The organism is Pseudahrensia aquimaris (assembly GCF_042676045.1).
GTDB classification, from domain to species: Bacteria; Pseudomonadota; Alphaproteobacteria; order Rhizobiales; family Rhizobiaceae; genus Pseudahrensia; species Pseudahrensia aquimaris.
Window position 1 is genome coordinate 154,660 of the sequence record NZ_JBHTJV010000010.1, and the last position, 25,890, is coordinate 180,549.

Consider the following 25,890-nt stretch of genomic DNA (forward strand, 5'->3'; position numbering starts at 1 on the left):
AAGCCCTGCGGTGCAAAACCGATTGGCTCTGGACAAAAGGCTCAACCATCGGTGCAATTGGCGGCCACGAAGCCCTTTGAAGCCGCACACTATGTCTCTGACCATCCGCCTCGACCCGACCGACAACGTCGTCACCGCTACCCGCTCGCTGGAAGCAGGAATTGATGCTGATGGGGTGACAACCAATGGGATGGTCCCGCGCGGCCACAAGGTTGCCTCTGTTGCCATCGCCAAAGGTGAGGCAGTTCGCAAATACGCCCAGATCATTGGCTATGCGGCGCGCGACATAGCCCCGGGCGATCACGTTCACACGCACAACGTCGAGTTTCGCGCCACGGATGCAACACACGATTTCGCAACAGATCTTCGACCCGTACCGCTAGCGGAAACCGTGGACACTTTTATGGGGTATCGGCGCACCAACGGGCGGGTTGGAACCCGAAATTACATTGCAGTCATTACTTCGGTAAATTGCTCTGCCACCGCCGCGCGTCGCATCGCCGATGCGTTTGGGCCGGAAGAACTTGCCGATTTCCCCAATGTCGACGGCGTAGTCGCTTTCGTCCACGGCACCGGTTGCGGCATGGCAGGCAGCGGCGAAGGCTTTGACGCACTGCAGCGCGTCATGTGGGGATACGCCCGTCACCCGAACCATGCCGGCGTGCTAATGGTTGGGCTCGGTTGCGAGATGAACCAAATCGACTGGCTGTTGGAAGCCTATGGCATTGAGAAAGGCCCATTGTTTCATGCCATGAACATTCAAGACGTTGCCGGCCTTCAAAAAACCATTGATCTTGGAATCGAGAAGATTCGCGCCATGTTGCCCATCGCCAACGAAGCCAAACGTGAGCCGTGCCCTGCATCCGAACTCATTGTCGCGCTGCAATGCGGCGGTTCCGACGCATGGTCTGGTATCACGGCTAACCCGGCATTGGGTTACGCTTGCGACTTGCTCGTTGCACAAGGCGGCACAGGCGTGTTGGCCGAAACGCCGGAAATATACGGCGCCGAGCACCTGCTAACCCGCAGGGCAATCGATGAAAAAACGGGCCAAAAATTGGTCAGTCTCATTCATTGGTGGGAGGACTATACCCACCGCAATCGCGGTTCGATGGACAACAATCCTTCACCTGGAAACAAAAAAGGCGGTCTTACTACCATCTTGGAAAAATCTCTCGGCGCTGCCGCCAAAGGGGGCACCAGTCCGCTGACAGGCGTGTTCAAATATGGTGAGCCGATCACCAGCAAGGGCTTCACTTTCATGGATTCGCCGGGATACGACCCCGCATCCGTAACGGGTCAAATCGCTTCGGGCTGCAATCTTGTCACGTTCACCACAGGACGTGGTTCGGCCTTCGGCTCTAAACCTGCCCCCTGCGTGAAAATTTCAACCAACACCCAGATGTATGAACGCATGAGCGATGACATGGACTTCAACGCTGGCAGCATCCTCAGCGACGGTCAGTCAGTCGAAGAGGCGGGCAGAGCGATCTATGAAATGCTGCTGCGGGTTGCCTCCGGTGAGCAGACGAAATCCGAACGCCAAGGGCTAGGTGACTATGAATTTGTGCCGTGGCAAATCGGCGCGACCATGTAAAAAAGCGCCGGTTTCCGCAGTTCTATCATGAAGGGATCACCAATCTTTCAAAGTGTCATCACTTTGTGACTCTTATCTCGTCACAATTCGTTTCCATGTTGTTAACCATAATTTCTGACACTGGAACTGCACGGAGAAGGATAGGACCATGGCACAACGTCAACACAGTCTGCGCGATGCCCCGCAGCCAAAAAGACCGGAAATGGTGCGCATAAAGCGCAAAGAAAAGCCCGCAATGCGCCCGAATGCGCAGGATTTCTTTTCGCCTTGGACGGTGCCCGTCGATCCGCGTTTCGCAGAAGATTCAACGCGTCCACGACACTAAGCGAAAACGATCATTGGCATGGTGAAAAATGGTGCGCCTAGAGGGAGAAACTTCAAACTCCCTCTTTGAGACCTTAGAAGATTGGAACGCCTATCTCAAAGCCGAAAAGATCGAATTTCCACAAAGGGAGAATCCATCACGCCAGCCTTCCCGTAGAGGGCCTTCGCTATGATGGAAGGAGCATATTCGTCCGAAGGTTCGAGGCTCAACTCGACGTTCCAGTCGGTTTCCGTAAAGCGCAAGTCAGTGAGAAATCACTCGCCCAGGGTCACGCTGCGCCTCACCGAAGAAGAGCTCGATCGCCTGAAGCGCGCGGCAGCAGGAGTTTCCATCAGCGCCTACATTCGGAAGCAGTTGTTTGGCGATCAGGTATCATTGCGAAAGACCAGAAGTCGCGTTCCTGTCAAAAATCAGAAAGCCCTCGCGCAGGTACTCGGTAAACTCGGCGAAACCCGTATTTCCAACAATCTTAATCAGATTGCCTATGAGGCGAACTGCGGTTCATTGCTGATGGATCAGCAGACCGAAGAAGAGCTGAAGATAGCGTGCGCTCATATTGCCTGGATGCGCGTGAAGCTGATCGAAGCCCTTGGCTTGAAAGGAAGCCAAGAAGGATGATCCTCAAGGGCAATCAACGTGCAGGTGGTCGGCAGTTGGCTCGTCACCTCCTAAATGATCGGGATAATGACCATGTTGCTATCCACGATCTGCGCGGCTTCATTTCAGAGGATTTGAACGGTGCATTTACTGAGGCGTTTGCCGTCAGCAAAGGCACTAGGTGTACGCAATTCCTTTTTTCGCTCAGTCTGAATCCACCAGAGAATGCCCGAGTGCCGACCGCTGTATTCGAAAAGGCAATCGATAAAATCGAGGAACGTCTCGGTCTATCCAATCAGCCTAGAGCGATTGTGTTCCATGAAAAAGAAGGGCGTCGACACGCTCATTGTGTCTGGTCGCGAATTGACACCTCTGAGATGAAAGCGATCAATCTGCCGCACTACAAAATGCGCTTGCGCGACATATCCCGTCAGCTCTTTCTAGAGAATGACTGGCGGATGCCTCGCGGATTACAAAACGCGCAAGAGCGAGACCCGTTGGGATTTTGCCAAGCGGAACATCAGCAGGCGAAGAGGACGGAGCAAAGCGCATCTGCCATCAAGAAGATTTTCAAAGAGTGCTGGGCAGCCTCAGACTCCGCCGTATCATTTGGCCATGCGTTGAAAGAACATGGCTACTGTCTTGCTAGAGGTGATCGACGAGGTCATGTCGCTGTCGATGCGGATGGCGAAGTGTTTGCTATGTCCCGATGGCTCGATCTGAAGGCCAAGGATGTTCGTGCCAAATTGGGTGATGGATTGTCACTTCCGTCAGTTGAAGAGGCAAAGGCCTGGATCAAGCAAAAGACCAATGACGTTCCAAGCGAGGAATTGGCTGAAGCGACACGACAGATTCGTAAAAAGCTGCTTGATTTGGAAGCGCGACGCGTTGATCTCGTGAAAAACCAACGAGCGGAAAGGAGGGTGCTAGCTGAAAAACAGGCTGCGAGACGAGACGAGGAAAAAAAGAATTCGTGCCGCTCGCTTACCGACTGGTTTGAAAGCCTTGTGGTTTCGTGTGACTGGTAAATACCAAAAGATCGCAAAGCAAAATGCAGACGAAAAGTTCGCGTGTGACGTTCGTGATAATACGGAACGTCAGCGCTTGATTGAACAACACTTGCGACAACGTCAGCGCCTTCTGACAGAAATGAAAATGACCAATCTCCAAAAGGAGATTGGCCTAGAAAGCTCTAAGCGGTCAGATGCTCCGAGCAAGAGCGTGAACGATGTTCAACGAAGCGCGATCCGTAGTCCCGCCAAGACAAAATTTCGAAGAGGACGTCATCAAAGCGGATAGTTTTATTGCATCATGACGTATGATGCAAAAAATATTTGTTGACTCTGGGTCAGGTAATCACTATTTTCGCATCATGGACAATGATGCACAAATTTACATAAAGCTAGCCGACGCTGTGACGGTCACGGCAGGATATCCGTTACGCCGTTCTGCTGAGGCTCTGGATGACGGCGATGTTCGTCTGATTCAGCTCAAGAATACAAACCCAGACGGTGCGATTAATTGGATGGAGGTGGCTTCCATTTCGCTGCCATCCAAACGTGAGCCAAATTGGCTGACCAATGAAGATGTCATCTTCTCAGCGCGTGGAACAAGAACTTTTGCTTACCCGCTTGATAATGTCCCCCCGAAAACAGTTTGTGCCCCTCAGTTTTTTGTTCTGAGCATCCGCAATACGAATGATCTTTCTCCGCACTTTCTTGCATGGCAGATTAATCAAAAGCCTGCGCAAGACTACTTCCAACGAAACGCCACTGGCTCACATATTTTGAACATTCGCCGCTCGGTCTTGGAAGAACTAACGATCACCGTGCCCAACATTCAAAAGCAAATGATGATTGTCACATTTTGGCAGGCGGCGCAGAGAGAGCGCTCACTCTTAAATAGCTTGATAGAAAACCGAAATTCTCAACTCGAAGCATTGGCCGCTGGCCTTGCACCTAATGGCAAGGAGGCCAGGATATGAACGCACAGATTAAGCAAGACGATATCAACAAAGCCGTATGGGAGGCCTGCGACACGTTTCGTGGCACGGTCGATGGCGCTGTCTATAAAGACTACGTCCTGACGATGTTGTTCCTGAAATACATCAGCGATGTGTGGCAGGATCATTACAACAATTACAAGAAAGAGTATGGCGACGAACCAGAACTCATTCACGAAATGCTGAAGAATGAACGCTTCGTTCTCCCGCCGTCTGCCAATTTCTATGAGCTCTACAAACGCAGGCATGAAGCTGGAAACGGCGAACGCATCGACAAGGCTCTTCATGCAATTGAAGAAGCCAACATCACCAAACTGCGTGATGTCTTTCAGGACATCAGCTTCAACTCTAACAAGCTCGGCGAAGAGGCGCAGAAGAACGAGCTGTTGAAAGACCTTCTTGAAGATTTTGCCAAGGAGAAGCTGAACCTCGCGCCAAGCCGTATCGGCAAGCTCGATATTATCGGCAACGCCTACGAATTCCTAATCAAACAGTTCGCAGCGGATTCTGGGCGTAAAGCTGGCGAGTTCTATACGCCGCCAGAAGTGTCCGAACTCATGGCTGAATTAGTCGCGCCAAAAGAAGGTGATGACATTTGTGACCCTACTTGTGGCTCTGGATCACTCTTAATGAAGTGTGGTCAACGTGTTCAGATCGAGAATAACGGCTCAAAAAAATACGCGCTCTACGGTCAGGAAGCGATAGGCAGCACTTGGGCTCTCGCCAAAATGAATATGTTCCTGCACGGCGAGGACAATCATCGCATTGAATGGGGCGATACGATCCGTAACCCCAAACTCCTGAACAGTGAAGACAGCCTCAAGCACTTTGATGTGGTTGTCGCCAATCCACCATTCAGTCTTGAAAAATGGGGACATGGAACGGCTGATGCAGATCGGTTCGGGCGTTTTCGGCGTGGTATCCCGCCGAAGACGAAAGGTGATTATGCCTTCATCCTTCATATGATTGAGACAATGAAACCGAAGACAGGCCGCATGGCAGTTGTTGCTCCGCATGGTGTGTTGTTTCGCGGATCATCAGAAGGAAAAATCAGACAAAAGCTCGTTGAGGAAAATATCCTCGATGCAGTGATCGGCCTGCCTGAGAAGTTGTTTTATGGCACGGGCATCCCTGCTGCGATCTTGGTTTTCCGCAAAAACAAGACCGATAAAAATACGCTGTTCATCGACGCAAGCCGCGAGTTCAATTCGGGGAAAAATCAAAACCAGCTTTCCGACGACAATATCGCGAAGATTGTTGAAACCTACCAAGCGCGAGAAAGCGTCGACAAGTACGCCTATCTCGCAACGCCTGAGGAAATGGCGGAAAACGACTACAATCTGAACATTCCCCGCTACGTCGACACGTTCGAAGAAGAAGAAGAAATTGATCTGATGGAGGTGCGCGCCGAACGCGTGAAACTCAAGGCCGAACTCGCTGAACTGGAAGACCAAATGGACGGCTATCTCAAAGAGTTGGGGTATGCCGTATGAGCGAAGAAAACCAACAGGATTCACCGAGAGGCGAACTGATCCTCTACCAAACCGAAGATGGTCAGGCAGAAATAAGTCTGCGGGCGATCGACGGTACGGTATGGCTTACTCAGGCAGAGTTGGCAGAGCTCTTTGCAACAACGCCACAGAACGTCACGCTTCATATAAAAAGCATCTATGAGGACGGCGAATTGCACGAAGAGGCAACTTGTAAGGATTTCTTACAAGTTCGCAAAGAGGGCGATCGTAATGTCGAAAGAAGGCTAAAACATTACAATCTTGATATGATTTTGGCGGTTGGCTACCGCGTCCGCTCCCCTCGTGGGGTGCAGTTTCGTCGCTGGGCAAACACCGTCCTCAAGGAATACCTCGTCAAAGGATTTGCGATAGATGACGCGCGGCTGAAACAGGCCGAGCAATGGGACTATTTTGATGAATGGTTGGCGCGCATTCGCGATATCCGCGCCTCGGAAAAGCGTTTCTACCAAAAAGTCAAAGACCTCTACACAACCGCCATCGACTACGACAAGACATCTGACGAAGCGCAGCTCTTTTTCCAGAAAGTTCAGAACAAGATGCTGTGGGCGGTGACGGGTCATACGGCGGCGGAGCTGATTGCTGGTCGCGCTGATCCTGTCAAACCCAATATGGGTGTCATGTCCTGGAAAGGATCGATCGTTCGTAAAGGCGATGTCGGTATCGCCAAGAATTATCTCAACTCGGAAGAGATCGACGAACTGAACCGCATTGTTACTATGTATCTGGATTACGCCGAAGATCAGGCCAAACGTCGTGCACCTGTCACTATGGCGCAATGGGCGGACAAGCTCGATTCATTTCTCTCTTTCAATGAACGCGATGTGCTGACCCATGCAGGAAAACTGCAAATGAAGGTTGCTCAGAAACTCGCCGCTGATCGCTACGATGCATTCGATCTCAAACGCAAGGAAGCAGACGTCATCGCCGCCGACGCAGAAGACATCGAAGCCCTCGAAAGCCTAGCAAAGGATTTGGAAGGCAAGAAAGGCGCAATCGAATGAAGTATCGCGGCCAATATCCGAAAGACTGGAATGTCTCGCTCTTGGACGACGTTACTTCCCGCGCAAGCGGTCACACGCCGAACAAAAATCATCCTGAATATTGGAATGGCGGCATAAAATGGGTGTCACTCGCTGACTCGTCCAAACTCGACTCTGGGTTAATCGCACACACCGACAAAGAAATATCACGGGACGGCTTAAAGCATTCTTCTGCTGTGCTGCTTCCAAAAGGTACGGTAATAATTTCACGTGACGCAGGCGTTGGAAAGTCGGCTGTGTTGGCGGAAGAAATGGCCGTCAGCCAACATTTTATCGCTTGGAAATGCGATGGCCCAAACCAACTACATAACTGGTATTTGTACAACTGGTTAAGACTCAATAAGCCTGAGTTTGAACGTCAGGCTATTGGCTCAACGATCAAAACAATTGGCCTGCCTTTCTTTAAGAAAATCAAGATCGCGCATCCGACCTATGAAGAACAACGTCGCATCGCGGAAATCCTCTCGACTTGGGATCGCGCGATTGAAGCGACGGAAAAACTAATTGCCAATAGCGAAGCGCAAAAGAAGTCGCTGATGCAACAACTTCTCACAGGCAAAAAACGCCTGCCAGGCTTTGATGGCGAATGGAAATCGGCACGTTTGGATGTCCTTTTCAACTTTAAAAAGGGGCAAGGCATTTCAAAACAAGCAGTTTGTGAAGAAGGTGCACATTCATGTGTTCTCTATGGCGAGCTCTACACTCGCTATGGAGAGATCATTGATGAGGTTGCCAGCCGAACAAATTCCAATGATGGAGTGCCTTCAGTAAGTGGCGACCTTCTTATACCAGCGTCTACGACGACGAGCGGAATCGATCTCGCAAATGTTACGGCTATAGGCGAAAGCGGCGTAAAACTCGGCGGCGATATCAATATTTTGCGCATGAAGAAACCTAATGTGTGCGCTTCATTTTTTGCGCACTACCTTACCCATGTGATGAAACACAATATTGCTTCGCGCGCGCAGGGCATCACTATCATTCATCTTTATGCTGCACACCTCAAAGACCTTGAAGTGCAACTCCCACGCTTAGCGGAGCAGGAAAAAATCTCTGATGTGATCCTGACTGCGGCAAAAGAAATCAACTCTCAAAAAGAGAAACTGCAAAAATTGAAATCCGAAAAATGTGCTCTCATGCAGCAGCTCCTAACGGGAAAGCGCCGTGTCGCGATCAATAAGGAGCAAGCCGCATGAGCAAGTCGCGATCCTTTTCAATTTACCTCCTCAAGGAAGGTTTTGATGCCACGAATACGCTGAAAGAAGACAGCACGCTTGAAGATGGAGTCGATGCAAACGACCTGCCCGAAGGCGCGGGTCTTTATGTGCTCGATAGTCAGGAAACACCGCCTTGGTGGAGAGGTTATTTTGGTATTCAGAAGCACCTGATGCAGACTCTCAAGGGTGCGATCGTATTCTTGCCCGTGAATGATCGAACATTTGCAATCACTTTCGGACACGTATTTCATAACCTCAAACCCGAGAGCTATGAGTACGATTTTGGACTTCGTGTTACGCTAAACAGCGTTGATCCTGATCAGCTAAAAAGCCTGGACTCTTTGATGCCCGAGAATGCAAGGCGGCAGAGAACCCAGCTATCCGTTGGCTCTGATCTAACCCTATTTGATTTTGATCGTGACAGCACAATCTTGAAGAGCCTGACTGGTAAAGTCAGAGAAGAACTGAAACCGTTTTTCAAGCACGCGACAGGCGCAAGCAGCATTCGAATTAGCTCAGATGTTGGACCTGCTGGACTGGCTGCGCTTTGCGGTAAATTGCTGGAACTCTATCAGGACGATACATACAAGACTTCGTTTCCTGACATCCAGAATGTTGCCCCAGTCAAAGACCCCGTGATTGTTGACGCTCTCAACGCAAAACTGATTGCCGCGATAAGGGCGAAAGAGGACAATGTTGTCCTGACTATCCCTGACATCGTGAATTATGCCGACGAGATGTATGCGACGTTTGCAGGTGAAGGCGCTGGTCTCGTCTATGACGATGTTTTTATCGATCGGTACTTCGAGTATTTGGATTCAAACGGCTTCAACCTGGCGACGATCGACGTAGATGCGCTCAAGAAGCATCATCTCGTGCTCACAAATGAGGCTGGGCAACCGCGCGGCGATCGACCCAGCATTCTAAAATGTTTGATTTTCGACAGCACGCTCGATGGTGGGGCGGCAAGTTATCACCTATGCGAAGGAAATTGGTATCAGGTCGATGGCAACTATGTCTCAGAACTGTCCACGTATCTTGACCCTTTATGCGCTGACACCACGCTTATTGAATACAGCCACGACGACGAAGGTGCTTACAATGATGCTGCGGCAACTGCTGCCTCTTCTCTTTGCATGGACAAAGAAAACATCGCACCCGCTGGTCAGAAACAAGTCGAACCCTGCGATATTTTCAAGACAGAGAACAATCTCGTTATCCTGCACCATGTGAAGCGATCAACCGTTTCGGCGATGCTGAGCCATCTGTTTAATCAGGGTTTGAATTCCGTCCAGCTTGTTCGCGATGACTCCGAGGCGTTGGAGAATCTCAAAGCGCTCGCGGTCGACAAAGCTGCTGATGGTGAAGAAGCTGAGATATTGGCGGCATTCGAAGGCAATCGCTTCAAGGTGGTTTTTCAGATTATTACTCACAAAGATAAAACCGCAAAATCTCTGAACCTGCCATTGTTCTCACGCATCAGCCTGAAGCGCACTATGAAGGAGTTGCGCCGAATGGGGATCGATGCGGAATTCTGTTTTGTTGAGAACCAGGTGGAAGCTGCTGAAGGCAAAAAGAAACAACGAAAAAAGAAGGCGGATGACGCGCCTGAAGCGGAGGCCGCATGACTTGGTACGAAAGAAGAGAGCCGTGGCAGGCACAGAAAGAGGACGCACGAGAAGCTGGCGATATCGATTACGCCCGCGTCATCCATTCTGCATCGTTCCGCCGATTGCAGGGAAAAACTCAGATTCTGAATCTGGGTGATAGCGACTTCTATCGCACCCGTTTAACCCATTCTCTCGAAGTGGCACAAATTGCGAGCGGTTTGACCAAGCAAATTGCAAAAGATTACTCGGGCAATCCTATTTGCTCGCACCTCCCCGATCGGACACTTATCCAGGCGATCGGCTGTACACACGATCTGGGGCATCCACCTTTCGGTCACGGCGGTGAAGTCGCCTTGAACTATTGTATGCGTGACCACGGTGGCTTCGAAGGAAATGGTCAGACATTGAGAATTCTATCTCGGTTGGAGAATTTCTCTCAAAGCTCTGGTGCAAATCTCAGCCGCCGTGCGCTCTTAGGCGTTCTCAAATATCCAGCGTCTTTTAACGCAACGAACAATCAAGTTCCCGCGCTGGAAAAATCTACTACTACGGTTTCGCTAATCGATGTGAAGTGCAGCAAGCCTCCAAAATGTTATTTGGATTCAGAAAACGATGTTGTTGAGTGGATTCTCAAGCCTCTTTCAGATGCCGAAAGAGATGATTTCCAAGCTGTTGAGCAAAAAGCAGACAAGCACAATAAGACGAATCACAAGTCTCTCGACTGCACCATAATGGACGTGGCCGACGATATCTCTTACGGCGTTCACGATTTGGAAGATGCAATCGCAATGCGATTGCTCACCAGAGAAGCGTTCGAGAACGCTGTTACGCCCGATAGCTCCACCTCTTTTCTTGATGCATTGAAAGAAAAATATCCGCAGGAATGTGGAAACAACGTGTATGCATATTTCGTGGATATGCTCTTTGGAGAAAGTGCTACTCGAAAAAGATGCATAAGCCGTCTCATTCACCACCTAATCACGGCGATCGAAGTGGTAGAAAAAGAGGAATTTTCAGAACCACTGCTACGCTATCGGGTTCAAGTGAAAGAGCGACAAAGAGCGCTTCTCGATGCCCTTCAAGATGTTGTACGAGATCAGGTAATCCTCAACCCAAGCATTCAACACTTGGAGTTCAAGGGTCAGAAAATGGTTGTCTCGGTTTTTGAGGCAATGGCATCTGATCCACTCCGCCTTCTTCCGAAAGATGCAAAAATTATCTTCGAAAAAAGCGGCCAGAACGTAAGAGTGATCTGCGACTACGTTGCAGGAATGACTGATCTTTATCTTCTTAAAACCTATGAACGACTCTTTAGTCCGCGCATGGGGTCAGTATTTGACAAATTGTAAGGGAGTAAAACTAATGAGCGAAACTCCCAACACAGCAGAGCAATATTCAGCGCATATTCCCGCCCTTCAGACCCTAATTTCTTTGGGTTGGACATTCCTGCCCACATCAGATTGCGCCGAGCTGCGGGGTGGGAACAAAGCCGTACTGCTAACGAGCATTCTGATCGATGAGCTGAAAAAACGGCGCTTCGAATACAAGGGGCGAGAGTACCCGCTTTCCACCAATGCGATCGATCAGATTGTCCGCGATCTTTCAGCACCGCAGATGCAGGAAGGTCTGCTGACGGCAAATGAAAAAATCTACAATGCCCTGACACTAGGTATGACGGTGACAGAGTTTGTAGAGGGCAAAAAGCACTCTGCAACTATTCCAATCATCGACTGGGCAAACCCGCAGAACAACAGCCTGATTGTTACTGAAGAGTTCGAAGTTCTCGCTACTGACGGGGTGCATACCCGACGCCCAGATATCATATGCTTCGTAAATGGGCTGCCGCTTGCGGTGATCGAGGCCAAACGACCCGATTCAGGCAACCCAAATAAGTCGATGGTCGATGAAGGCATCAGCCAATCGATCAGGAATCAAAAGGCGGATGAGATTCCCAATCTATTCGCCTATTCCCAGCTCTTGCTTTCGATCAGCGGGACGGAAGGGCGCTACGGAACAACAAAGACTCCGAAGAAATTCTGGGCGAAATGGTCTGAAGAAGAAATTGATGAAAGCCATTTCTCAAAGATCAAAAACACTGCGCTCAGTGACGACGCAAAGCGCTTGCTGTTTGCGGGCAAGCCAAAAAGCATCCAAGACCACTTTGAGGCACTCTGGTCAGGAGTGCAGTTCGTTACAGATCAGGATCGGCTGCTTATCAGCCTGGTTTCGCCAGAGCGGCTTTTGGAATTTGTCCGCTACTTCATCATTTTTGACCGCAAAGTTGGCAAGGTAGCCGCCCGCTATCAGCAAGCCTTCGGTATCAAAGCGTTGATCGATCGGATTTCCGTCATTCGTCCTGATGGCGGTCGTGAGGGTGGTGTGATTTGGCATACTACGGGCTCGGGCAAGAGCTTCACGATGGTGTTCTTGTGCAAGGCGATGCTTCTTCGACAAGAACTTGCCCAATGCCGTGTCGTCGTTGTCACTGACCGCATTGATCTGGAGAAACAACTTGCGCGCACGTTTCTGACTGGTGGCGCTATGGGTGTGTCAAACGCAACCAAGAAGGATGAAAACAGAGCAAAGGCGTCTACTGGTCGGGATCTTGCCAAGCGCATTGGCAAGGGGAATGAGCGCATCATATTCTCGATCATCAATAAGTTTGGCACGGCTTCAAAATTGCCTGAGTGCTACAATCCCAGCGAAAATCTTATCGTTCTCGTTGATGAGGGACACCGAAGCCAGGACGGCGAAAATCACGAGCGCATGAAGAAGGCACTTCCAAACGCTGCCTACGTTGCGTTCACAGGCACGCCTTTACTGAAGAATGAGAAGACGACCAATAAGTTTGGTCCGATCGTTCATGCCTACACCATGCAGCGTGCTGTTCAGGATGGAACTGTCACGCCTCTGCTCTACGAAGAACGCCGCCCCGTTTTGGACATCAATGCAAGCGCGATTGATAATTGGTTTGAGAAAATTACAGCGTCCCTGACTGACAAGCAAAAGAGTGATCTGAAAGAGAAATACGGCAAGAAGGGGCAACTCTACGGGTCAGGAAACCGAATTGAGTTGATCGCTTGGGATATTGCCGTTCACTTTGACGAGAACTTCAAAAAACTCGGCAAAGATTTGAAGGGGCAGCTTGCAACAGACAGCAAACTTTCAGCGGTTCGTTACAAGAAGGCATTGGACGCGACGGGGTTGGTGAGCAGCGCAATTATCATCTCATCCCCCGATACACGCGAAGGGCATGAAGACGTCGATGAATCAGAGCTGCCAGAAGTCCAACAATGGTGGAAGGACAACGTAAAAGGTGATCCCGCAGAGTATGAAAGGCAGGTCATCGAAGATTTTGGAGAGCCTGGTGCTCCCGATATTCTGATCGTCGTAGACAAGCTGCTGACAGGATTTGACGAACCGAAAAATGCGGTTCTCTACATCGATAAACCCCTAAAGCAGCACAACCTCATTCAGGCGATTGCGCGCGTAAACCGCCTGCATGACCAGAAGAAATATGGCCTGCTAATCGACTACAGAGGCATTTTGAAGGAGCTGGATACAGCCATTACGGAGTACCAAGACCTTGCAGAGCGTACTCAAGGTGGTTTTGATGTCGATGATATCGAAGGGCTCTATGCCAATGTCTCGACGGAATACAAGCGGCTACCCGCACTGCATGATGCACTTTGGGCGGTTTTCAAATACGTGAAGAACCGTTCTGATCGGGAACAATACCGCCAGATACTCATACCGAATCTCAGCACGGGTAAAGATGACCAGGTTGTCGACCTCAATCAAAAAGTTCGAGAGGACTTTTACGAGGCGCTGACCGAATTCGGGATGTGCTTGAAAATCGCCCTCGGCTCTCGCTCATTCTATGAGGATAAGTCTTTCTCTGAAGCCGATATCCAAACCTACAAACGCGATCTGAAGTTCTTCAGCGAGCTGCGTCGAACCGCCAAACAAGATGCCCAGGAAACGGTCGATTTTAGCGCGTATGAAGATCAGATTAGGCGGCTGGTCGATCGCTACGTGGTGGGAGAGAACATACAGGAAGCAGACGGCGTTTATATCGTCAATGAGCTTGGTAAAAAGGAAGAGCCAGAGAATTGGAGTGAGGAGAAGACACGCAACGAAACGGACATTATTCGCTCGCGTTTGAAAAGGACGATCGAGCAGGAATTGGCTGACGATCCGTATGCCCAGTCATACTTCTCGGAGCTGTTGCGCAAGGCGATCGAAGAAGCGAACGCACTCTTTGAACATCCCTTCAAGCAGTATGCTCTTTTCAAAGAACTCGACGAGAAAGTTTCAAACCGCGATGTCGAAGGTATCCCTGAATCGCTTTCAGGAAATTCACACGCCGCCGCATATTTCGGTGTGATGAAAATGAAAAATCAAAGCGGAGAAAATCTCGAAAACGCGACCGATGAGCTTGTGGAGCTGAGCCTCGCCATCGACGAAATTGTGAATGTTGCGGTAGCCGAAAACTCTCTCAACACTCAGAATATCGAGGCCTCTGTTCGCAAGAAATTGCTTCCGCTCCTGTTCAAAAGATTGGGCTTGGATTCAGCCAAAGACGTTGTCGAGCAAATTGTGGGCATCGTTCGATTGGGTTTGTCCAAAGGGGCTTTCTAAATGCGCGCCGCGGTTTCCTATGGCGAGAGGCAGGTCGAGTATTCTGTCTCGATCAACGATCAACTTACCGACCGTGTCCGTATCCACGTGCATCCGAACGGCTCGGTTGAAGTTGAGAGTCCCGCAGGCAAATCAGATGCTGATATAGCCAAGGCAATTCTGAAACGCGCGCGATGGATCGATACCAATTTGCGTCAGTTTGAGAGGCTGAGAGAGCATTCACTCCCCAGACAATATGTCAGCGGTGAAACTCATTTTTATCTAGGCCGTCGCTATCAGTTGAAGGTGATTGACGGAGTTCGCGGTGCATCTTGTGTTCGGATGAAGGGAGGCCGCATTCACGTTGAGCTTCCTCATGCTGATCCAGCCGCAATAAAGCGTCGCTTGAACGCGTGGTACAAGAGCCGCGCAACATCCTACTTCGAGGATAGGCTAAACGAGATTTCATCTGGGATTCGGTGGGTCGATACCCCGCCACCAGTCAAACTGGTCAAGATGAAAAAGCAGTGGGGGAGTTGCTCTCCTTCGGGAAGCGTTTACCTGAATCCGATGCTGATTAAAGCTCCTCGTGAATGCGTTGACTACGTTATTGTGCACGAGCTCTGCCACCTTATGGAACATAATCACAGCAAGCGTTTTTACTCACTGTTGCAGACACACTGCCCAAATTGGCAGCACGTAAAATCGAAATTGGACGGAATGGCCGAGCTTCTTCTGGCTGAATGAGCTATATCATGGGGTTTTCAGGGGAGCAGGAACGCGCCCTTGAATGGTGGTGCAGCGGCCAAACGTCTGCGAGTGGGTTTCAAGGGGCGCGATAGCCCCTGATCCTCCTGAAGGGATCGATGGGTGCAGGGAGAGTGAAATCTCACCTGCGAGGGGTCAACCGCCGATACGGTTGCATGGCGAGAACGGGCTCAATGCCCAGGTCACGCCATTGGCCAGAGGGATGCAACGGGAGAGCGCAGCGTCTCCCTTGCCAAGATGGTGTTGTCTGACAACACACATCTTGCGGAGCGCGATAAATCGCTGTTTTGAGCAAAAACTCATTTTCGCGACGGTTCGCTGAACCGCCCAAATGACCCTTTGTCGAACGAACTTGCGATATCCATTTGCGAGAAAGACAGAGCTGTTTCTGCTCCAAACGACTAATGGGTTTTTGGGAGTTTGATGACGAAATCCGCCCGCAACGTTGTTGCGGGCGGATTGCTTTTTTGGGTTTGCTCAAGCGAAGTGCTTCTTCACAACACTGAACCGTTCAATGGCTTCAATGCCGCCGCGCTTGGTGTAACCTTTCATCGGAACTGTCATATAGCGTGGGTGCCAATCGTTGTTGCCGTTAGAGCGTGTACCATCGAGACAATCACGGATGATTTTCTTCTGCACCTTCGCCGTTGAGGAAACGTGTGCGTCGGCGGTGGCTTTTCCCGCGGCTTCTTTCACACAAGCATTGATAGCTTCCTTGTCGCGCAATAGGTCAAAAAACGCTTCCTCGGGTGACCAGTTTTCAGCCATATCGACGCTCAATAACCCGCCCAATCCTTCGACCAAAGCGTCACCGCTCGGCAACGTCTCTGCGACAACGAAGGTGTAAATCCGCATGACCGTTTCGTTATCAAACTCGCGCAATTTGGCGAAGATAGCGTAAGGACACAGACCGTCCGCCCATGACCTTTGCGTTGGTACGAGCGTGAGGGCGTCATCCAGTTTCAAGCCAAGCAGTTCGACAATTTCCCAACGCTCCTCGGCAAATCGAGTCTCAGCTTTGTTGCTCGCCACAGATTCCTGAATTGCTTCCGTATTCGCTTTTTGCTTCTCGGCGCGAATGTCCCACAGGCTAGAACCCGCAATCATCTGTGCCAGTCCAACCCGTAGGGCGATGTCTGTTTGAGAGAGTAGTTTCTCGCGCACGACTGCGTGACGGTGCAGGTCGAGATAGTTTTGCATGGCCTTGGTCAGTTCGGGACGTGACGGCGTTGGCTCGACTTCGGCTTCGCCGCCATCGACCCTCGCTTTCTCACGTTTAGCGGCTTCCTTTGATGTCAGATAGCCTTCGTGAAACGTCACTTCACCATCATGCGCGATAGTCACATAGACCTTGCCGCCCTTGGACTTCGTAATCTTGCTGTACTCCCATGATGACCAATGTTCGCCGACTTCGAACAAAACGACCTCACTCCAACCATCGTCGAGATAGCGGTCGCGGGCTTCGGCCACGGCAGTGTTCTGCAACGCCCAAAATTGAATTGCGTCATCGAAATAGCGTTCTTTCCCGAACAGGTCGGAAATGATGTTGCCGCCATATCCATCAACATCAAACAGAGCGTTGGCGACAGGAATATCCGCACCGCCAAAGAGCCACGCCTTTAGGGCGCGACCGCGCGGCGCGTAGTCATCTTCACTGATGAATAGTTGCCACCACGCTTTTTGTTGACGTTTGGTCGCCAACGTCAGCGCACGGATAGTGTCTGCGCCGATGTCGTCCTTGCGGTAAGCAGTCAGGATAGGTTGATAAAGATTGGCGATTGCCAAGCGTTGTTTGACCAGTCGCTCAGTCACACCGAAATGAGCGGCAACGTCTTCGACGCTTCGCCCTTGTTTCACGAGCGCAGAAAACGCCTTGTATTGGTCAATCTCGTCCATCGGCAGACGCGCAATGTTCTCAGCCAAGCTGGCTTCAATCGCTTTGGCGTCATCGCCGTCTTCCATGATGATACACGGTAGCGGGTCAACCGTGCCGCCTGTCTCAATTGCTTCCTCAGCAAGTTTGGTTGCGGCGTAGTAGCGTCTTTGCCCTGCGACAATTTCAAAAGCCTCGCAATTGGGGCGCACCAAAAGCGGTTGCAAAACGCCAAGCGAGCGAATGCTTGGCAGAATGTCATCGACGTTTTTCGCGCCGCGCTTGCGGACATTCAGGTTGGTGGTTTTCAGGTCTTTGAGTTCAATATGGTCTAGTCTCATGATTTCCTCCTTCGGTTCGGTAATGCAGGATTGCATTCGAAAATCCCGCCGCGTCTGTCGGGGTTTTCGGATGAAATCGCCGCGTCAAAACAAGTCCATCTGATTGCGGCTCACTTCGTCGAACAGGCCGATGTCACACGGCTTTTGCAGACACGGGCGGTCGGCGCGGCGAAATCGTTTTGGCTGATTGCCAATCGCCTCCAGACGTTCTTTCAGCGAAACAAGCCGATAGCCGTCGATGACGAATTGCAGGCCAACTTCGGTTTGCTCGATTGTTGACGGTGATTTTGAATTGCTCATTGCCGCCTCCTATCCGCACCGATAGGCAAGGCGGTCGCCCGCTATGTCCGTCATCGCGTAGTCAACGCTCAGGTCGTTGGCGATGGCATCAAAATCGATATAACTTTCGAACGCTTTCGGCACTTCGCCGAACAGGCCTTCATCAACGAACTGCTCGGCCAGTTGCTTGAGGGTGTCGACCTCATAGATATCGACTTCGAGTGTCTCGATGTCGTCAGTGTCGGGATTGAACCTGTAACCGCATTCACCGTTGGCGATGATAAAGCGGATTTTCTCGTGGTCTTCCCATTCGTCCACAAGGTCGAAGAACCGCACCAAATTGACTTGATTGAGTTGGAAAGCGTCGGCGAACGCGCAATCAATGCGTTCGCCGTCGATGAACTGGATTTCAAACTCCTCGACGGGGTCACCGTAATTGTTGCGGCATTTGTCGGCTTTGGTTTTGTAATCCTCCGCGCTGTCGAAATAGAAACCGACTGCCGAAATGTCATAGGGTTGGGCATAGAGTCTGGTCATCGTTTACTCGCTTTCTCAAGGTTCATTTCAAGCGAAGCCTCAAATACGAAACCCCGCGCCTGAACCTCTGCCCAGCGGCGAGCGTCCCAATCCGCGTAAAAAGGAAAGCCGCCATTCGAACGAAGTCGGATGGCGACTGTGAATTGGACGCTTGTACCGAAAGCAAAACGCCCCAAAGCCTCACCGCTTGCACACAAGCGGCCTGGTCCGACAACACGGGAGCGTAGCCTTGGCTTCGCGAATGGAGCGGGCCGGAGGACTGAGGCTATTGGATCAGGTGTTTTGTGTCGGTGTAAGCTGGACAGGTAGGTTCCAAGCGCGTGCCCGACGCGCGAGAATTCTAAGTGCCGGCCTCGGCCGGCTCCGTCGATCTTCTGTCAGGGATTGTCACCCGAATGGGACGAGACGAACTTGTTCGGCTCGGTGGAGCGAAGCGAAATAAAGCACGCCCGGACAGCAGAATCCAAATCTTCGATATGATAACGCAATAATTTGCGTTGAATATGATTGAGATGATTCTATCGTAGAATCTAAATTCTTTTGCCGAACGCTTTGGGGAAAATTTGGGACTGTCAGTAGCGGGGATCTATGTAACCGACAACTATGTGGATGTCGCCGTCACGGAGTCGACCGCATTGGCGGGTGGAGACGCCGCCCCTTTTCATTTCAAAGAAATCAGGTTTCGTCAGTTTCCGGTGCGTGAATTCATAGGTGGGAAAAAGAAGCAGGGAGTTGAGGTACTATTCCGTGAAATAGTTTCTTGGATTGATCGGACTGGAGCTGAATTGGCGTGCATCGGAGTGGGTTCGTTTGGCCCATTTGCATCTCTCGATCACACCATCCCTATCGAGGAGCAGATCAAAAAGGGTTACGGCACAATACAGAAAAGCGTTCACACTCTTTTGGAGGGATACAATCTTTGTGACCTCATAACGAACGGGTATTGGGAGCTGCACAAGGCACCGCCGAAAATTGTTGTTCAAACGGACGTGAGTGTGGCGGCGCTAGGAGAACTCTATCAGAGATATGTCCAAGATGGGCATTGGGTGGATAGTGGCAGAGATAGAGTCGTCGCATTCTTAAAAATAAGCGTAGGGATTGGAGGAAGCGTAGTCTTCGGTGAGAGGTTATGGGCAGGTCAGCATCACACGGAGATGGGCCATATCCGTGTTGCCAGATGGGAAAGCAACGATCCAAAGGTTTTTAGACGCGAACTCTCCGAAAACGGAACGTGTCAATTTCACGGCGACTGCCTCGAGGGATTGGCGTCGGTTGCGAGCTTTCAACGACGTTGGTCTCGCGACTTCTACGATCTTGAAAGGCAGCCTGATCATCCTGCATTTGACAGGCAGGCATTTTATGTCGCGCAATTCTGCATTGCCGTCACCTATCTGTTTTCCCCGGCAAAGATTGTTTTAGGCGGGCGCATCATGAATGTCCCTGGGCTACTTGAAAAAGTCAGGCGACAGTTTATAAACCTGCATGGAGTTGACGCGCCACCGCATTATGAGCAGCTTGACGATGTCGAAAGCTACATCGCCATTTATTCGCCGCGCATCGATGGTTGCGGTAGTGGTATCTTGGGCGCGCTTGGCTTCGCGGCAATGAGCGTTTAAAGCAACATCAGATAGGAACATGATAAAATATATTGTATATATTTTATCTATACCATAATATGGCAAAAGAAGGAGAAAATAACCAGCAGCATGTTGGTGAATATTTAAGAGATTTGGAATTAAAAGTTGATTTTAGAAAATATAATCGCGTTGGCGACGTCCCTGAATTCTTGGAATATGCAGAATACTACAGTTGGAAAAATCGAGTAGAACGGGGATTTAAAAAGCGAGAAGATTTTTTTCATTTCTTGAAAGATCGATACGAACGCTGGATCAACGCCGCTAAACAGCAAGGCGTCGTTTTAACGCAAGCCGATCTAAAGGCCGCTGACAAAGCAGCTTGGGAGCGACTGCAACAGGACATTCGTCGCTACAAGCTTTCCCACCCGGAAATCATGGAAGGAAAAATGCCCAATGGGTTGTACCTTCCAAATTTGAAGGTCGCCCGTCTTCACGCGCTGGATCCAAAGGATAGAGAGCGTCTAGAAGAATCCCGTCGATTGACACGCGAGGCCAAAGCGCTTGAACGCAGCTTGTCGTCGCCAAAACCATCGTAGGTAAATTTATCAACTGTCGGCAGTTGACAAAGTCATCCAGAAATTATAAATAGCATTCGAGCATTCCATCCGGATGCGTCTGCTCTCTGTTTTTCCCGCCAATTTCCCCAACGGTGAAACTGGCCAAGTCAGAGAGGTGGACAGCCATGTCCGCACTTACCCAAAAGGCGACGCTCGATATCAAGGATGCCTCCACCGACGACCTGCAAGCAAATTTAGTTTCTGACGAGCAGGTTTCCGCCACCAACAAAAAACCTGGCAAACCCGCAACTGAAAGTCAGCCAGTTTTCGGCTGCTACCACGGTGTATGCCTGAATTGCTGCGAACATCCCTGCGCCACGCAGGATCGGGCTTACGAAATCGCGCTCGCGTACGTGCGTAATAATAATGTGTCCGGGGAGCGCGCAAAATGAGCGCGTACCAATCGGGGCATTTGGCACATCGCAAGCGGCCACTTGTCACCAACTCCCACAATACGTTGGTCGTGAATTCAATCGTACGATCGAACTCGTCAGACAATGAAACGTCTTTGCCCCCGACGTTAGAAGCAGGGGCAGAGCTGCAATACGCGTACGACTATTTCAACGCACAACTGTTCGTCGGAAAGCTTCCGCAGTGCCTCATCACCTATACGCGGAAAAAGAACGTCCTAGGTCATTTCTGGCCTGACCGCTTTCAGCGCGTCGGCGGTGAGCTCTGGCCGGAGCTGGCTTTAAACCCGAGCTACCTCGCGGTTCGCGAAGATAGGGACTCACTTTCCACTCTTGTTCACGAACAGGCGCATGTCGCGCGCCATTTTTTTGGTCCGCCCAATCGGAGCGGCGGTCGTGGAGGCAGTGGCTACCACGACCAGCCCTGGGTCGAAATCATGGAACAAGTTGGGCTGATACCCTCCAATACCGGAGCGCCCGGCGGCAAGAAAACCGGGTACCAGATGACCCACTACATCAAGCCAGGTGGGCTCTTCGACATCGAGTGTCAGAGACTTCTCGACGCAGGATTTTCCATCAACTGGCGCGACAGCATTTTCAAACATGAGATGGACGCGCCAGCCGGAAATCCCAGTGGCAGCGATCCTATCCCGAAGAAAAAAGATCGGATCAAATTCACCTGCTTGGGCTGCGGGCTCAACGCATGGGCGAAACCGTCCGCTCTTTTGACCTGCACGCTCTGCGAATTTTCCATGAGCGCGGCAACATCCCCGCCAGCAACATCTGCTTCGATCAACACATGAAGAAAGTCATTCCGATGAAAAAAAACAACGACCCCAAAACGGCACCTCGTCAGCTGCCAAAAAAGAAGTATCCGGAACTCGATCGATGGGCTGTGCCGGTTCTGTCTCTCGTTTCCGGTGCGCTACTGGGTGTTGCCACACCAAACCTGATTGATGCTGAAGGCATCAGCGGCATTGTGAAGGTTGGATTGTTAGCTGGCGGTGCAAGCATTTCGGCTTTCTGTGTCAATCGTATTGCGATCGACAAGGGTACCGATCTTGCTTCGCGCGGTTACGTGACCGCCGGTGCTGCGAGCCTTTTCTCCGTTCTGTTCGTCGGCGCAGGTCTGTTCACCAGCACACTGGCGGGATTGACGCTGCCAAAAGTTGAAAAATTACGGCTCGCAGAACACGCACAATCCTACGTGCTTTATATTGGGGAACGGAATACGGAAGCTGCCAAAGCGGGACGAACGCTGCCAGTTGTGCGCGCTATCAATCGCGAATTGCCGGCAAAAGCAGCGTGCGAGATCAAAATATCCTGTGTTTCCGGTCGAGGTAACGGTGGCTATGGCACCGTCGCACGGGTGCTCGAAGAGATGGCAGGGCGTGCGGGCAACGTAGCCGAGCAAGTGGAAACCGGTGAGCTGACGCGTCAGGCAAAGCTAAAATCCCTAAACGCATTGGTTGGGGAATACCAAGAAGTTCTCGACAGGGAGGACTCGAGCCTCAAGGAGAAGCGCGTCAAACTTCAACGGATCGATGCGCAGATCGTCCAAACCGTCAGCGAGCTCGACGAAGCGATTCCGGTTTCGTTTCTGCGTTCATATGCGGAAGAGCTGTCTGCCGGTTTCGTGATTGCCAACAATTCGGGTGCGACGACCCGCCTTAATGCGCTGCTCGGTAAACACGGCCAAAGCCTAAAGACTGTCCTGGAGACATTGGAGCCACGTGTCACGCCGCGCCCTGTCTTCCCTCGTGAGGCCGGCGTGTCTGACACGCTTGCCTACATCGGCCATTTCATTCCGATCGCGATGCTGACGGCGGTTGTCGAAGTGATTTTCCCAGTCTGCTTGTGGATATACACCTTGGTGTCTCTGCTGTGGGGTCACCATGTAGCCGTCCCTGATCGCCGTGTTGAAGATGGCGACAGTGCTAAGCCCAACGGCAAAGCTTCGAATTTCGACCAGTCTGAAGAGTATCTGGCCGCCCAAGCGCGCGCGGTCAAAACCCGTCGGTCCAACCGTCATCGCCAGCGGGAGGATGCATGATGGCAATCGAACTTGCTTCACCTGCCTTACGCGGCGGTGTCGTAATCGCCTTCGGCCTCTACGTCGCTGCTTCGTACGTCGTGACGGGTCAAGTGGTCGGTGATCGCATGGCGCAAAAGCTGGATTGGCAAAACCAGTGCCAGCTTCATCTGGCAGCCAGCATCATCGAAGAGAGTGAGTCCAATTCATCGATGATGCCGAAAATGGATTGCGGCACGCTGTCGATTTTCGTTCCGAACGGCGCCGAGTTCTGTGCCCGCCACGGCGATACGATTGAAACGCTGACAGGGCTGAAGGCTTTGCGCCAGCAGCAACAGGCGCTTGAAGCGCGCAATCGCCGCGCACGCGAACGTGCGGTTGCACAGACCTCATCGCGCTGTACTTGCGCCGTTTCTCTCACTCTGGAAAAGCATCGTTTGCCTCTGGCGATCCATGCCGGCAGTGCGCGGCTAATCACGCCCGCTCCGGTCAAGAACCTCGGCAGCGAACTATCGACGTCTCTGCGCGCGCCGCTTTGCGCGGCCGATTCCGGGAGAACGGGCTGATGGTTATTGGAAGTATCCACGTCAGCGGCGACTACATCGAGACACATCGCAATTCCTACCGTATTCGCGACATCACAGCCGCATCGCGCAGCCGGCCGTTCCTGGGAGCGTCTGTCATTGTGGCGGCCGGTTTGTCGGCATTCGGCCTGTCCTTTGCCGATCTGCTTTATCTGCACGAGCTGGTCGCGCTGTTCGGGCTTGCCGCATCCTCTCTCGGTGTCGGCCTGTATCTTGGTCAATTGAAACTCCTATCACGCGACCTTCGCGGGTCCGACATCGCCTGCGTCATCTGGGGCAGTTACGGGCACCTGGACTTGATCAGGAGACAGATCGTCATGGCAATGGCTCGTGGCGGTGCGGAGGTAACGGAATGAGACTGTTCCAGTCTTCCATAGGCAACGGCACCAGCTCTGTCATCGGCATCAACGCGAAACTGCTCTACGCCGCGCTTCTTGCCATCGCCGCTTATTACATCTGGCCACCTTCCGCCGAATGGTGGGGTTTCGGCTTCATTTCCGTCTGCTTTGCACTCTCGGCTCTGGGTTTGTTGGTCGATGCCATCAAATCAGCTGTAAAGCTCTACGGACGCGAGCGCGTCATCGCCGACATCACCGACGGCGCCAAACAGCCCCAATCTTCCCGACTTGCATCGGAAGCCGATCTCGACCGCATCGAGGCGCTTCATGACTAAGATGCAAAACGGTAAGACAGTCGGGCGCATTCTCGGCCGCTTTCCAAGCGGAAAGATCATCCGCGACCCGCATCCCAACACGTCCTCTATGATCTATGGGGCAACCGGATCGGCCAAGACGACTTCTGTTCTCGTCCCGGCGGTTCAATCCCTGCTCGCCGATACAGCTCTGGCTCTCATCATCAATGACGTGAAGGATGGTGAGGTCGCCGCCCAGATCGGCTCCATGTGCCGCAAATACGGACGCAAGTTCGGAGTGCTGGATGATTTCCATGTGCTGGGCGCGGATTATCCATACCGCTATTCGCTCAATCCCTTTGGCGCTGTTGTTTCGACGCGCAAGGAATATCCCCGCGACCAGCTCTTTGCCAATGACACGGCCTGCCACGCATTGATCGAGGAGCCGAGTGAACCCGACAAGAACAAATACTTCAGGGATACGCCCCGCGAGGAAATGGATCTGGGAATCCGCATTCTCCTCGATAACCGGCCCGATCTGGCAACGCCGGGCGGGCTCTGCGCAATGATGGGCGATCCGCATGTCTGGAAAAGTGCCGTCGATATCGCTGCAGAGGAAGGCGATGCCGCTCTGCAATCACGAGCGCGGCAATCCATGGATATGCGCGACAGCGATCCCGAACACTATTTTCAGCATTTGCGCGCCGCCTTAACAGCCCTGCGAATCTATGAGCCGGGCTCTGCCCTTCATGAAGCGGGCTTCGATACAGAACTTACCCATCAGCAGATTATCGATGAAGGCTGGGTGTTCTGTCTTGTCCAACCGCAGCGTCACACCGCTCGGCTAGGCGCGCATTTTGCGTTGCACATCCAGTCTTTCATGCATGCGCAGATGTCCGGCAAGTCTGGCCGCGCACTCTACCTTTTGGATGAGCTGTGCAACGCGCCCCTCAAGTCGGCGGTCGATGCCGTTACCATTTTAAGAGGCTATCGGGGAGCATCGCTCTACATCGCGCAGTCTCGAGCCGATGTGGAACGAAAATATGGCGCGCGCGAATGCACGATCCTGGAAGACAACTGCCCGACCAAACAATGGTTGTCTTTCACCAACTATGATGACGCCGAGCGTGTGTCCCGTGCCATTGGCGAGGAAACATCCATCAATCCGTCGGTCGGCGTCAGTTCCGACAAGGTGGATTTCTCCGGCAATATCGGCCTCGGCAAGGAGCGTATCTTCTCCGCCGATGCTCTTATGAATCTCCCTCCGAATGAGCAGATTATCTATCTGCGCGGCATTGGCTGGGTGCATTGCGAGAAATTCTTTCAGAACCAGGCCGCACCTTATTGTCATGACCTGGACGCCAATCCCTACGAAGGCGGGCGGTTGGAGCCGGACCCGCTTATCACACTGCCGACCCCGGGTATTCGGAGGGCGTCATGAGACCACGCCTTATCCGTCCGTCCTATTTTGCATGGATCATTTTGCTGGCCGGCTTATGGCTCGCTTATTCGATACTCGGCCTGCCGCATGTTATTTGGGCCTATCGGTATCTCGATCACGGTCAGGGTGCCGATCCGTTTGTCAATCGCTATTACACGAGCTGCACATTCGTCGGCCCCTATGGCGTGTTCACGCGCGATGCTGTTGCGGGTGAATGCGGATGGTTTGCCTTCTTCAAGAGTGAGGGAGGCGACCGATGA

At 51.7% G+C, this 25,890-nt stretch carries 25 protein-coding genes; 22 read left to right on the forward strand and 3 right to left on the reverse strand.

Features of this window, described 5'->3' with window-relative positions:
- Window positions 1–91 precede the first annotated feature (91 nt).
- The 12 genes from ACFQ14_RS12500 to ACFQ14_RS12555 all read left to right on the forward strand — a co-directional run bounded on the left by ACFQ14_RS12500 (window position 92) and on the right by ACFQ14_RS12555 (window position 15,287).
- A complete protein-coding gene (locus tag ACFQ14_RS12500; RefSeq protein WP_377213089.1) occupies window positions 92–1,597 on the forward strand; it encodes a UxaA family hydrolase in 1,506 nt (501 codons plus the stop codon).
- Between the two features lie 148 nt (window positions 1,598–1,745).
- A complete protein-coding gene (locus tag ACFQ14_RS12505) occupies window positions 1,746–1,922 on the forward strand; it encodes a hypothetical protein (RefSeq protein ID WP_377213090.1) in 177 nt (58 codons plus the stop codon).
- Window positions 1,923–2,090: 168 nt separating this feature from the next.
- Entirely contained in the window at window positions 2,091–2,540 is a 450-nt protein-coding gene (locus tag ACFQ14_RS12510; protein ID WP_377213091.1) for a ribbon-helix-helix domain-containing protein, read from the forward strand.
- Window positions 2,537–3,547 carry a relaxase/mobilization nuclease domain-containing protein gene (locus ACFQ14_RS12515; RefSeq protein ID WP_377213092.1) on the forward strand — a complete coding sequence of 337 codons (1,011 nt, stop codon included), beginning with the start codon at window positions 2,537–2,539 and terminating at the stop codon, window positions 3,545–3,547. Before ACFQ14_RS12510 ends, ACFQ14_RS12515 begins: the two co-directional genes overlap by 4 nt.
- Window positions 3,548–3,837: 290 nt before the next feature.
- A complete protein-coding gene (locus tag ACFQ14_RS12520; protein ID WP_377213093.1) occupies window positions 3,838–4,503 on the forward strand; it encodes a restriction endonuclease subunit S in 666 nt (221 codons plus the stop codon).
- Window positions 4,500–6,014 (forward strand): type I restriction-modification system subunit M, encoded by a 1,515-nt coding sequence (locus ACFQ14_RS12525; RefSeq protein WP_377213094.1) that lies wholly within the window; start codon window positions 4,500–4,502, stop codon window positions 6,012–6,014. Before ACFQ14_RS12520 ends, ACFQ14_RS12525 begins: the two co-directional genes overlap by 4 nt.
- On the forward strand, window positions 6,011–7,054 hold the full coding sequence (locus ACFQ14_RS12530) for a virulence RhuM family protein (protein WP_377213095.1): 1,044 nt from the start codon (window positions 6,011–6,013) through the stop codon (window positions 7,052–7,054). The genes ACFQ14_RS12525 and ACFQ14_RS12530 overlap by 4 nt, the downstream gene beginning before the upstream one ends.
- Window positions 7,051–8,289 (forward strand): restriction endonuclease subunit S, encoded by a 1,239-nt coding sequence (locus tag ACFQ14_RS12535; RefSeq protein ID WP_377213096.1) that lies wholly within the window; start codon window positions 7,051–7,053, stop codon window positions 8,287–8,289. Before ACFQ14_RS12530 ends, ACFQ14_RS12535 begins: the two co-directional genes overlap by 4 nt.
- Window positions 8,286–9,938, forward strand: coding sequence for a DUF6119 family protein (locus ACFQ14_RS12540; protein WP_377213097.1), 1,653 nt, complete (start codon window positions 8,286–8,288; stop codon window positions 9,936–9,938). The genes ACFQ14_RS12535 and ACFQ14_RS12540 overlap by 4 nt, the downstream gene beginning before the upstream one ends.
- Entirely contained in the window at window positions 9,935–11,269 is a 1,335-nt protein-coding gene (locus ACFQ14_RS12545) for an anti-phage deoxyguanosine triphosphatase (RefSeq protein ID WP_377213098.1), read from the forward strand. Before ACFQ14_RS12540 ends, ACFQ14_RS12545 begins: the two co-directional genes overlap by 4 nt.
- Window positions 11,270–11,282: 13 nt before the next feature.
- Complete coding sequence (locus tag ACFQ14_RS12550) at window positions 11,283–14,561, forward strand: type I restriction endonuclease subunit R (protein WP_377213099.1); 3,279 nt, start codon at window positions 11,283–11,285, stop codon at window positions 14,559–14,561.
- Complete coding sequence (locus ACFQ14_RS12555; RefSeq protein ID WP_377213100.1) at window positions 14,562–15,287, forward strand: M48 family metallopeptidase; 726 nt, start codon at window positions 14,562–14,564, stop codon at window positions 15,285–15,287. It begins immediately after the preceding gene.
- Between the two features lie 498 nt (window positions 15,288–15,785).
- Here ACFQ14_RS12555 and ACFQ14_RS12560 read toward each other — a convergent pair whose 3' ends face one another.
- The 3 genes from ACFQ14_RS12560 to ACFQ14_RS12570 form a co-directional block, all read right to left on the reverse strand.
- The gene (locus tag ACFQ14_RS12560; RefSeq protein WP_377213101.1) at window positions 15,786–17,522 is read right to left on the reverse strand and encodes a ParB/RepB/Spo0J family partition protein; all 1,737 of its coding nucleotides are present in this window, start codon (window positions 17,520–17,522) and stop codon (window positions 15,786–15,788) included.
- 84 nt (window positions 17,523–17,606) lie between these two features.
- Window positions 17,607–17,822: a hypothetical protein gene (locus tag ACFQ14_RS12565; RefSeq protein ID WP_377213102.1), complete on the reverse strand. Its 216-nt coding sequence runs from the start codon at window positions 17,820–17,822 to the stop codon at window positions 17,607–17,609.
- Window positions 17,823–17,831: 9 nt separating this feature from the next.
- A complete protein-coding gene (locus tag ACFQ14_RS12570; RefSeq protein WP_377213103.1) occupies window positions 17,832–18,338 on the reverse strand; it encodes an antirestriction protein ArdA in 507 nt (168 codons plus the stop codon).
- A gap of 563 nt (window positions 18,339–18,901) precedes the next feature.
- Between ACFQ14_RS12570 and ACFQ14_RS12575 the strand changes: the two genes are divergently transcribed.
- The 10 genes from ACFQ14_RS12575 (at window position 18,902) to ACFQ14_RS12620 (ending at window position 25,890) form a co-directional block, all read left to right on the forward strand.
- On the forward strand, window positions 18,902–19,954 hold the full coding sequence (locus ACFQ14_RS12575; RefSeq protein ID WP_377213104.1) for an ROK family protein: 1,053 nt from the start codon (window positions 18,902–18,904) through the stop codon (window positions 19,952–19,954).
- A 59-nt stretch (window positions 19,955–20,013) separates the two neighbouring features.
- Window positions 20,014–20,511, forward strand: a complete 498-nt coding sequence (locus ACFQ14_RS12580; RefSeq protein ID WP_377213105.1) for a hypothetical protein — start codon at window positions 20,014–20,016, stop codon at window positions 20,509–20,511.
- A 146-nt stretch (window positions 20,512–20,657) separates the two neighbouring features.
- Window positions 20,658–20,924: a hypothetical protein gene (locus ACFQ14_RS12585; protein ID WP_377213106.1), complete on the forward strand. Its 267-nt coding sequence runs from the start codon at window positions 20,658–20,660 to the stop codon at window positions 20,922–20,924.
- Window positions 20,921–21,745 carry a sprT domain-containing protein gene (locus ACFQ14_RS12590; RefSeq protein ID WP_377213107.1) on the forward strand — a complete coding sequence of 275 codons (825 nt, stop codon included), beginning with the start codon at window positions 20,921–20,923 and terminating at the stop codon, window positions 21,743–21,745. The genes ACFQ14_RS12585 and ACFQ14_RS12590 overlap by 4 nt, the downstream gene beginning before the upstream one ends.
- Complete coding sequence (locus tag ACFQ14_RS12595) at window positions 21,646–22,995, forward strand: hypothetical protein (RefSeq protein WP_377213108.1); 1,350 nt, start codon at window positions 21,646–21,648, stop codon at window positions 22,993–22,995. The genes ACFQ14_RS12590 and ACFQ14_RS12595 overlap by 100 nt, the downstream gene beginning before the upstream one ends.
- Window positions 22,995–23,540, forward strand: a complete 546-nt coding sequence (locus tag ACFQ14_RS12600; protein WP_377213109.1) for a hypothetical protein — start codon at window positions 22,995–22,997, stop codon at window positions 23,538–23,540. Before ACFQ14_RS12595 ends, ACFQ14_RS12600 begins: the two co-directional genes overlap by 1 nt.
- Window positions 23,540–23,914, forward strand: coding sequence for a hypothetical protein (locus ACFQ14_RS12605; RefSeq protein ID WP_377213110.1), 375 nt, complete (start codon window positions 23,540–23,542; stop codon window positions 23,912–23,914). Before ACFQ14_RS12600 ends, ACFQ14_RS12605 begins: the two co-directional genes overlap by 1 nt.
- The gene (locus ACFQ14_RS12610) at window positions 23,911–24,231 is read left to right on the forward strand and encodes a hypothetical protein (protein WP_377213111.1); all 321 of its coding nucleotides are present in this window, start codon (window positions 23,911–23,913) and stop codon (window positions 24,229–24,231) included. Before ACFQ14_RS12605 ends, ACFQ14_RS12610 begins: the two co-directional genes overlap by 4 nt.
- A complete protein-coding gene (locus ACFQ14_RS12615) occupies window positions 24,224–25,630 on the forward strand; it encodes a type IV secretory system conjugative DNA transfer family protein (RefSeq protein ID WP_377213112.1) in 1,407 nt (468 codons plus the stop codon). Before ACFQ14_RS12610 ends, ACFQ14_RS12615 begins: the two co-directional genes overlap by 8 nt.
- Window positions 25,627–25,890 (forward strand): hypothetical protein, encoded by a 264-nt coding sequence (locus tag ACFQ14_RS12620; protein ID WP_377213113.1) that lies wholly within the window; start codon window positions 25,627–25,629, stop codon window positions 25,888–25,890. Before ACFQ14_RS12615 ends, ACFQ14_RS12620 begins: the two co-directional genes overlap by 4 nt.

Bases quoted from the DNA above. Each gene is read 5' to 3' on its own strand.
- ACFQ14_RS12615 (WP_377213112.1), top strand. From the start codon at position 24,224: ATGACTAAGATGCAAAACGGTAAGACAGTCGGGCGCATTCTCGGCCGC.
- ACFQ14_RS12540 (WP_377213097.1), top strand. From the start codon at position 8,286: ATGAGCAAGTCGCGATCCTTTTCAATTTACCTCCTCAAGGAAGGTTTT.
- ACFQ14_RS12620 (WP_377213113.1), top strand. From the start codon at position 25,627: ATGAGACCACGCCTTATCCGTCCGTCCTATTTTGCATGGATCATTTTG.
- ACFQ14_RS12500 (WP_377213089.1), top strand. From the start codon at position 92: ATGTCTCTGACCATCCGCCTCGACCCGACCGACAACGTCGTCACCGCT.
- ACFQ14_RS12520 (WP_377213093.1), top strand. From the start codon at position 3,838: ATGATGCAAAAAATATTTGTTGACTCTGGGTCAGGTAATCACTATTTT.
- ACFQ14_RS12555 (WP_377213100.1), top strand. From the start codon at position 14,562: ATGCGCGCCGCGGTTTCCTATGGCGAGAGGCAGGTCGAGTATTCTGTC.
- ACFQ14_RS12570 (WP_377213103.1), bottom strand. From the start codon at position 18,338: ATGACCAGACTCTATGCCCAACCCTATGACATTTCGGCAGTCGGTTTC.
- ACFQ14_RS12580 (WP_377213105.1), top strand. From the start codon at position 20,014: ATGGCAAAAGAAGGAGAAAATAACCAGCAGCATGTTGGTGAATATTTA.
- ACFQ14_RS12530 (WP_377213095.1), top strand. From the start codon at position 6,011: ATGAGCGAAGAAAACCAACAGGATTCACCGAGAGGCGAACTGATCCTC.
- ACFQ14_RS12595 (WP_377213108.1), top strand. From the start codon at position 21,646: ATGGGCGAAACCGTCCGCTCTTTTGACCTGCACGCTCTGCGAATTTTC.
- ACFQ14_RS12535 (WP_377213096.1), top strand. From the start codon at position 7,051: ATGAAGTATCGCGGCCAATATCCGAAAGACTGGAATGTCTCGCTCTTG.
- ACFQ14_RS12590 (WP_377213107.1), top strand. From the start codon at position 20,921: ATGAGCGCGTACCAATCGGGGCATTTGGCACATCGCAAGCGGCCACTT.
- ACFQ14_RS12610 (WP_377213111.1), top strand. From the start codon at position 23,911: ATGAGACTGTTCCAGTCTTCCATAGGCAACGGCACCAGCTCTGTCATC.
- ACFQ14_RS12545 (WP_377213098.1), top strand. From the start codon at position 9,935: ATGACTTGGTACGAAAGAAGAGAGCCGTGGCAGGCACAGAAAGAGGAC.
- ACFQ14_RS12525 (WP_377213094.1), top strand. From the start codon at position 4,500: ATGAACGCACAGATTAAGCAAGACGATATCAACAAAGCCGTATGGGAG.
- ACFQ14_RS12510 (WP_377213091.1), top strand. From the start codon at position 2,091: ATGATGGAAGGAGCATATTCGTCCGAAGGTTCGAGGCTCAACTCGACG.
- ACFQ14_RS12585 (WP_377213106.1), top strand. From the start codon at position 20,658: ATGTCCGCACTTACCCAAAAGGCGACGCTCGATATCAAGGATGCCTCC.
- ACFQ14_RS12505 (WP_377213090.1), top strand. From the start codon at position 1,746: ATGGCACAACGTCAACACAGTCTGCGCGATGCCCCGCAGCCAAAAAGA.
- ACFQ14_RS12550 (WP_377213099.1), top strand. From the start codon at position 11,283: ATGAGCGAAACTCCCAACACAGCAGAGCAATATTCAGCGCATATTCCC.
- ACFQ14_RS12605 (WP_377213110.1), top strand. From the start codon at position 23,540: ATGGTTATTGGAAGTATCCACGTCAGCGGCGACTACATCGAGACACAT.
- ACFQ14_RS12565 (WP_377213102.1), bottom strand. From the start codon at position 17,822: ATGAGCAATTCAAAATCACCGTCAACAATCGAGCAAACCGAAGTTGGC.
- ACFQ14_RS12600 (WP_377213109.1), top strand. From the start codon at position 22,995: ATGGCAATCGAACTTGCTTCACCTGCCTTACGCGGCGGTGTCGTAATC.
- ACFQ14_RS12560 (WP_377213101.1), bottom strand. From the start codon at position 17,522: ATGAGACTAGACCATATTGAACTCAAAGACCTGAAAACCACCAACCTG.
- ACFQ14_RS12515 (WP_377213092.1), top strand. From the start codon at position 2,537: ATGATCCTCAAGGGCAATCAACGTGCAGGTGGTCGGCAGTTGGCTCGT.